This is a genomic window from Nocardioides sp. P5_C9_2, assembly GCF_054049555.1.
This window is the reverse complement of the sequence record NZ_JBFUMD010000191.1, coordinates 1-6,621: the sequence shown is the minus strand read 5'-3', so window position 1 is coordinate 6,621 and position 6,621 is coordinate 1. Positions and strand designations below refer to the sequence as shown.

The 6,621-nt window shown below is 72.1% G+C and carries 8 protein-coding genes; 6 read left to right on the top strand and 2 right to left on the bottom strand.

Annotated features, from left to right (window positions below; all coding sequences use genetic code 11):
* Window positions 1–27 precede the first annotated feature (27 nt).
* From ACXJKL_RS11155 to ACXJKL_RS11135, 5 genes are all read left to right on the top strand, one after another.
* Entirely contained in the window at window positions 28–801 is a 774-nt protein-coding gene (locus tag ACXJKL_RS11155) for a class I SAM-dependent methyltransferase (protein ID WP_457207119.1), read from the top strand.
* A gap of 70 nt (window positions 802–871) precedes the next feature.
* Entirely contained in the window at window positions 872–1,603 is a 732-nt protein-coding gene (locus ACXJKL_RS11150; protein ID WP_457207118.1) for a hypothetical protein, read from the top strand.
* A gap of 92 nt (window positions 1,604–1,695) precedes the next feature.
* Entirely contained in the window at window positions 1,696–2,457 is a 762-nt protein-coding gene (locus ACXJKL_RS11145; protein WP_457207117.1) for a PhzF family phenazine biosynthesis protein, read from the top strand.
* A 9-nt stretch (window positions 2,458–2,466) separates the two neighbouring features.
* Window positions 2,467–3,276: a thymidylate synthase gene (locus tag ACXJKL_RS11140; protein ID WP_457207116.1), complete on the top strand. Its 810-nt coding sequence runs from the start codon at window positions 2,467–2,469 to the stop codon at window positions 3,274–3,276.
* The gene (locus ACXJKL_RS11135; protein WP_457207115.1) at window positions 3,266–3,787 is read left to right on the top strand and encodes a dihydrofolate reductase; all 522 of its coding nucleotides are present in this window, start codon (window positions 3,266–3,268) and stop codon (window positions 3,785–3,787) included. The genes ACXJKL_RS11140 and ACXJKL_RS11135 overlap by 11 nt, the downstream gene beginning before the upstream one ends.
* Here the strand turns inward: ACXJKL_RS11135 and ACXJKL_RS11130 are convergent.
* A complete protein-coding gene (locus tag ACXJKL_RS11130) occupies window positions 3,757–4,092 on the bottom strand; it encodes a TfoX/Sxy family protein (protein WP_457207114.1) in 336 nt (111 codons plus the stop codon). The genes ACXJKL_RS11135 and ACXJKL_RS11130 overlap by 31 nt on opposite strands.
* Before the next feature lie 177 nt (window positions 4,093–4,269).
* Here ACXJKL_RS11130 and ACXJKL_RS11125 point away from each other — a divergent pair, with 177 nt between their 5' ends.
* Window positions 4,270–5,679 carry a hypothetical protein gene (locus ACXJKL_RS11125; protein ID WP_457207113.1) on the top strand — a complete coding sequence of 470 codons (1,410 nt, stop codon included), beginning with the start codon at window positions 4,270–4,272 and terminating at the stop codon, window positions 5,677–5,679.
* A 198-nt stretch (window positions 5,680–5,877) separates the two neighbouring features.
* Here ACXJKL_RS11125 and ACXJKL_RS11120 read toward each other — a convergent pair whose 3' ends face one another.
* A complete protein-coding gene (locus ACXJKL_RS11120) occupies window positions 5,878–6,459 on the bottom strand; it encodes a GNAT family N-acetyltransferase (protein WP_457207112.1) in 582 nt (193 codons plus the stop codon).
* Between the last annotated feature and the right edge of the window lie 162 nt (window positions 6,460–6,621).

Here is a 6,621-nt window from a genome sequence, read left to right as displayed (position 1 = left end):
ATGTCGCTCCACGCCTGACGCCGGCTGATGGCCGAGGCACTCTGGACCGACGTCGCGACGGCGTACGACCGGTCCTTCGCGACCCTGTGCACGGGCACGACCGACGCGCTGCTCGCCCACGTGCCGCCGGGTGCGCGGGTGCTGGACGTCGGGTGCGGCTCGGGCCACGTGACCGAGTCGCTGGTGGCCGCCGGGCACGTCGTCCACGCGGTCGACCCCGACCCGGAGATGGTCGCGCTCGCGACCTCGCGGTCCGCGGCCGACGTGCGACGGGGCGGGCTGCCCGACCTGCCGTACGACGCCGCCTCGTTCGACGCGGTCGTCGCCAACTTCGTCCTCAACCACGTCGACGACCCGCGGGCGGCCGCACGAGGGCTGGCCCCGGTGGTGCGCCCCGGCGGACACGTGGTCGCGACCGTCTGGCCGGCGTACGTGCCGCCGCAGGCCACGCTCTGGAACACCCTGCTCGACACGGCCGGCGCGGTGCGCCCCGCGATGCCACGCCTGGCGCCGGAGCTCGACTTCGAGCGCTCGCCCGACGGGTTGGGCGCCCTGCTCGCGGAGGCCGGGCTCGAGGTCGTGGAGGTCGGCGCGACGGAGTGGGACTGGCGCGTGCGGGCCGACGACTTCTGGGCCGGGGTGACCCGGGTGGGCAACTTCGGGGTCGCGTGGCGCGCACAGTCCGACGAGGTGCAGGAGCGGATGCGCGCCGCCTTCCGCGACACCGCCGCTCCCTGGCGCGACGGCGACGAGCTGGTCTTCGCCGTCCGTGCGGCGGTCGCGCACGCGGTCGCGCCCTGATGACGTCCACTCCGTGACCGCCTGACCCATCCGGCGCGCTCCCTGCGCCGAACCCGTGCCGGAGGTGCGGATGCCGACCCACCAGGGACAGCCGGACGGACACGACGCGTTCGTCGCGGCACGACGTGACCTGCTGGTCGCCGAGCACGGGGGCGGTCCGGTCGTCGAGGCCGCGGTCGACCGCGCCCTGGCCCGGTGCCGGCGTGGCTGGGCGCGACTCGAGCGCCGGGACGACGTGGAGACCCGGGTCCGGGAGCTGGTCGAGCTCGAGCTGGACCGACCGCGGCGGCGGCGGATCGGCCTGCGGGCCCTCGGGGTACTGCTCCTCGTCGTGGTGGCCGCGAGCCTGTGGTCGCTGCGACCGCAGCCGCCGGCCGTCACCGAGGAGTACAACCCGCTGCCGGTGCCCTGGTACGACGGAACCGACCTCCGCCTCGCGGAGGTGCGGGTGACGCTGCCGGGCCTCGGGTCCTTCGTCGCCGACGGCGACGGCGTGCTCGTGCGCCGCAACGGCGAGGTGCAGCGCGTGGACGCCGACGGCGACGTGTCGTCGTACGCAGGACCGGTCGACTTCGACCCGGACCTCGACGTCCCGCCCCCCGACCTCGACGGCAACGCCAGGCTGATCCAGTCGGTGGCGGCGCCCGGCGGCATCACGCTGCACCTCGTCGAGCTCTACAGCACCAACCCGCAGGCCGGCACCTACGTGCGGCTCTCGGAGACCGGGCGTCGGGTCTTCCTGGTCTGCCGCGACGGCGGGTGCGTCAACCGCCTGGTCGAGGCGGGCGCGCGGCTGCGCTGACCCTCGTCCGGTCGCTAGCGTGGCGCCATGCGCTCCTTCCGCCAGGTCGACGTGTTCTCCCACCTGCCCATGCGGGGCAACCGGTCGCCGTCGTGCACGGCGCCGACGACCTCACCGACGCGCAGATGCGGGCCTTCGCGCACTGGACCAACCTGAGCGAGACGACGTTCGTGCTGACGCCCACCGTGCCGGACGCCGACTACCGGGTGCGGATCTTCACCCCGGACGCCGAGCTGCCGTTCGCCGGCCACCCGACCCTCGGCACCGCGCACGCGTGGCTGGAAGCCGGGGGAGTGCCCGCCACGGAGGGTGTCGTGGTGCAGGAGTGCGGTGCCGGGCTCGTGACAGTACGACGCGACGACCGGCTGGCCTTCGAGGCGCCGCCGCTGGTGCGCAGCGGGCCCGTGTCCGAGGAGGACCTGGACCGGATCGTGCACGCCTTGCGGATCGGCCGCGACGACGTCGTCGACAGCGCCTGGATCGACAACGGGCCCGGCTGGGTCGGGGTGCTGCTGGACTCCGCCGACGCCGTGCTCGCGCTCGAGCCGGCGTGGCACGAGTTCGGCGGCCTGGACATCGGGGTGGTCGGACTCCGCCGCGATGGTGACACCGCGTGCGAGGTGCGGGCGTTCTGCCCGGGACTCGGGGTGACGGAGGACCCGGTCACCGGCTCCCTCAACGCCGGGATCGGCCAGTGGCTGGCCGGCGACGTGCTGCCCGCGTCGTACGTCGCCGCCCAGGGCACCGCCATGGGGCGGGCGGGGCGCGTGCACGTGTCGCGGGTGGGGGAGGCCGTCTGGGTCGGCGGGGACACCGTCTCCCGCATCGTGGGCGAGGTCGACCTCGGCGACTAGCCTGTCGTCATGCAGTCCTACCTCGACCTCCTCCAGCGCCTGCTCGACGACGGCGTGGCGAAGGCCGACCGCACGGGCACCGGCACGTTGTCGGTCTTCGGCCACCAGACGCGCTACGACCTGCGCGAGGGCTTCCCGCTCGTGACCACCAAGAAGGTGCACACGCGTAGCATCTTCGGCGAGCTGCTGTGGTTCCTGCGGGGCGACACCAACGTGAAGTGGCTGCACGACCGTGGCATCTCGATCTGGGACGAGTGGGCCGACGACAACGGCGACCTCGGTCCGATCTACGGCTACCAGTGGCGCTCGTGGCCCACGCCCGACGGTCGGCACGTCGACCAGGTCGCGCAGGTCATCGAGCAGATCCGCACCAACCCCGACAGCCGCCGCCACATCATCAGCGCCTGGAACGTCGCCGACGTGCCCGACATGGCGCTGCCCCCGTGCCACACGCTCATCCAGTTCTACGTCACTCCGTCCGAGTCGGGGCCGGGTCGTCTCTCGTGCCAGCTCTACCAGCGCAGCGGGGATGTCTTCCTCGGCGTGCCGTTCAACATCGCGTCGTACGCCCTGCTCACCCACATGGTCGCCCAGGTGACCGGGCTCGAGGTCGGGGACTTCGTGCACACGATCGGCGACGCGCACCTCTACTCCAACCACGTGGAGCAGGCCCGCCTCCAGCTCACCCGCGAGCCGCGGCCGCTGCCGACGCTGACCCTCGACCCCTCGGTGACGACCATCGACGGCTTCGACCTCGAGCACATCACGCTGGAGGGCTACGACCCGCACCCCGCGATCAAGGCCCCCGTTGCCGTCTGAGGCCGCGGCCCGGGTCACGCTGGTCGCGGCGTACGCCGACAACCGCGTCATCGGCGTCGACGGTGAGATCCCGTGGCGCATCCCCGAGGACTTCGCGCACTTCAAGGCCGTGACCATGGGCGGCGGGCTGATCATGGGCCGGGCGACCTGGGACTCGATCGGACGACCGCTGCCGGGCCGGACCACGATCGTGCTCACCCGGTCCGACGGCTTCGACCCGGGCTTCGAGGGCGTGCACGTCGTCCACAGCCTCGAGGCGGCGCTGGCGCTCTCCGCCGACCTCGACCTCGCGGCGTACGTCGTCGGCGGGGGGCAGGTCTACGAGCTCGCGTTGCCGGTCGCCAGCCACCAGGTGCTCACCGAGGTCCACCTGTCGCCGTCCGGGGACGCCACCTACCCGCTCTTCCCGGTCTCGGAGTGGCGCGAGGTACGCCGGGTCGCCAGGCCCGACCTGGGGCTCGACTGGGTCTGGTGGGAGCGCTACGCCTTCGGCGGCAGCGACCGGGCGTAGGTCGCGCCGCGCTCGACCCATGTGGCCAGGGCTGCGTCGTCCGCGAGCGTCTCGGTCGCGACGAGCAGCCACCCGTTCATCGGGCGTCCGCGCATCTCCATCGGACGGACGGCCTCACCGTCCAGCCACTTCTGCGACGTCGCCGGGTCGGCGCGCACCATCAGGTCGCCGCCACTGCTCGCTGCGACCGCCATGTGTCCCTCGACCATGAACCCCAGCCCGCCGAACATCTTCTTCTCGGTGACCCCGGGCTCGCCGCCGAGCTCGTCGCGGACGCGGGCGGCGAGGGCTTCGTCATAGGCCATGGAACGAGTATGAGCACGTCTCTCGGCTGGGCGCGAGAGGGCTTTCCGATGGTTGAGGAAGGACGAGGTCCTGTCTCGGAACCAAGTCGCAGAAGCGCCCAAAAATCGTGTCCACATGGCGGTCGAACGAGCCGTTTCTGGGGCTCGGTTGTCGGTGGTCACTGCTTGAGTGGACCCATGCCCAACACCACCGCACCAGTGCTCCCGGAGTCCCCGGCCGAGCTGCTGCGTGCGGTGCGTGACCTGAAGAAGTCGGCCGACCAGGCAGACGTCGACATGATGCGTCTGGGCCTCCACTGGGCCGATCTCCACATCGCCGATCCCGAGTTCGCGGAGGCCTGCTTCACCTCCCCGAAGACCTTCGCCGGCGAGGGCTCGCCCATGATCGATGAGTTCTGTGTCCCGGAGTTCGCGACGATGCTGGGACGGACCAACGACAGTGCGGGCCGGTTCCTGACCGAGTGTGTCGAGGTGGCCTACCGGCTCCCGAGGTTGTGGGGTGCCGTCACCTCCGGCCTGGTGGCCGGCTGGCGGGCCCGGATCATTGCGCAGACCACCGTCAGCCTGACGTTGGAGGCCGCGACGTACGTCGATGAGCAGGTGTTCTGGTGCGCCTCCCGGCTCACTCCCGCGGCCCTGGACCGGGTCGTGCAGGGGGCCAGGGTGCGGTTCATGCCCGAAGCGGTGGAGGAGGCGTTGGAGAAGTCCGCGGACAAGCGGCACGTCACCTTCGACCTCCAGCAGGTCTCCTACGACGGGACCATGGGCCTCGAGGCGGCCCTGGACATCCCCGACGCCCTCGCCCTGGCTGCGGCGGTGAAGTCCGGGGCCGAGCACCTCGCCCGCCTCGGATCCGCCGACACGATCGACGGCCGTCGGGCCACCGCGCTGGGTGACCTCGCCCGCCACCAGCTCGCCATCGGCTTCGACGACCAGCCGTCCGCCGACCCGCCCGCTGCTCCCGTGACCCAGGTCGTGGTCTACGCCCACCTCGCCGCCRACGCCATCACCCACCACGATCTCGCCACGCGCCCGGACGAGGCGCTGGTGGCGCGGGTCGAGCAGGCCGGCCAGCGGCTGTTGTCGGTGGACCAGATCCGCGCCTGGTGCGCCCGCCCCGACGCCCAGGTCGTGGTGAAGCACGTCATCGACCTGCGTGAGCGTCTCGAGTGCCGGGGCTACACCCCCACCGAGAAGATCCGCGACTTCGTGATCGTCCGCGACGGCACSTGCGTGTTCCCSTGGTGTGGTCGCAACGCCCGCCACTGCGACCTCGACCACGTGGTCCCCTTCGACCACGACCATCCCGACGACGGCGGGCCTACGTCCACAGACAACCTGGCCGCCCTGTGCCGGCTGCACCACCGGCTCAAGACCCACGGCCGGTGGCGGTATGAGATGACCGAGCCCGGGGTCTTCGACTGGACCAGCCCGCTGGGTCACACCTACCGCCGTGACCACACCGGCAGCACCGCCACCGGACGAGCCTGGCCCGAGCAAGGCGCCGAGCGTCCCGGCCACAGGCTCATCGAGCTCCCCGACCTCCAGACCCTTCGGTCCTTGCGCGCCCACCCGCCCGACCGGTAGCGACCCCGCCCCACACCCCGCCCCAGCGACACCGGCGGGGCCACCGGCACGTCCGCACCCGTTGCGGGCGACTCCGAGAGAGCCTTGCGACGACGACACACGGCACGCGGCCACCGACCGGCCCGCCAGCGCCGACCGGGATCGGCCTTCCAGTGGTTTCAGGGTGACGGGGGGAACCGGGGCGACGCCGAAGGTCGATCAGCGAGGGTCGGTCGCGAGGAGGTCGTAGGTGAGCTCGTCGGTGTAGGTCCCGTCGATGAGCAGGTCGCTCTGGCGCCTCCGGCCCGTTCGCACGAATCCGGCGGCCTCGGCCACCCGCTGTGACCCGACGTTCCCGACGGCGACGACGAGGGTGAGGCGCCGCATCCCACCGCCTCCATCGGCCGCTCGGGAGAAGGCTTCGTCCACGACAGCGACCGCGGCAGCCGTCGTGATGCCCATCCCACGAGCAGCTGGATGAACCCAGTAGCCAAGCGCCGCAGTGTCGGTCAGCTGACCTCCGCTGCCGATGAGGCTGATGTGCCCGAGCAGCTCGTCGGTGTCCGCGTCGGCGATCGCCCAGCTCATGTGGCTGCCCGCGGCGACCCCGGAGAGCGCACGCTCGATGAACCCTCGAGCGTGCTCCAGGTCGTACCGGTCGTTGATGATGTCGCCACCCAGCCACGTGACCGTTTCCGGGTCCGAGCATGCCTCCTGGACCCGTGGCGCATCCTTGGCCTCGAGGAGGCGGAGAGTGACACTGCGCCCGTCCGCGGCCTTGGCGATCACGTGGTGACGCATGGCGGGAACCTACCGTCCGGACCGCACGGGGGCTCGGTCGCTCAGGAGTAGCGGTGACTCTTGGCCGCGTGTCCGGCCTCGCGGGTGCAGGTGCGCCCGCTCATGTTGCGGTGGCCGCACAGGGCCGGCTCGGCGTCGGTCGTCTCGACCGGGGGAGCGGAG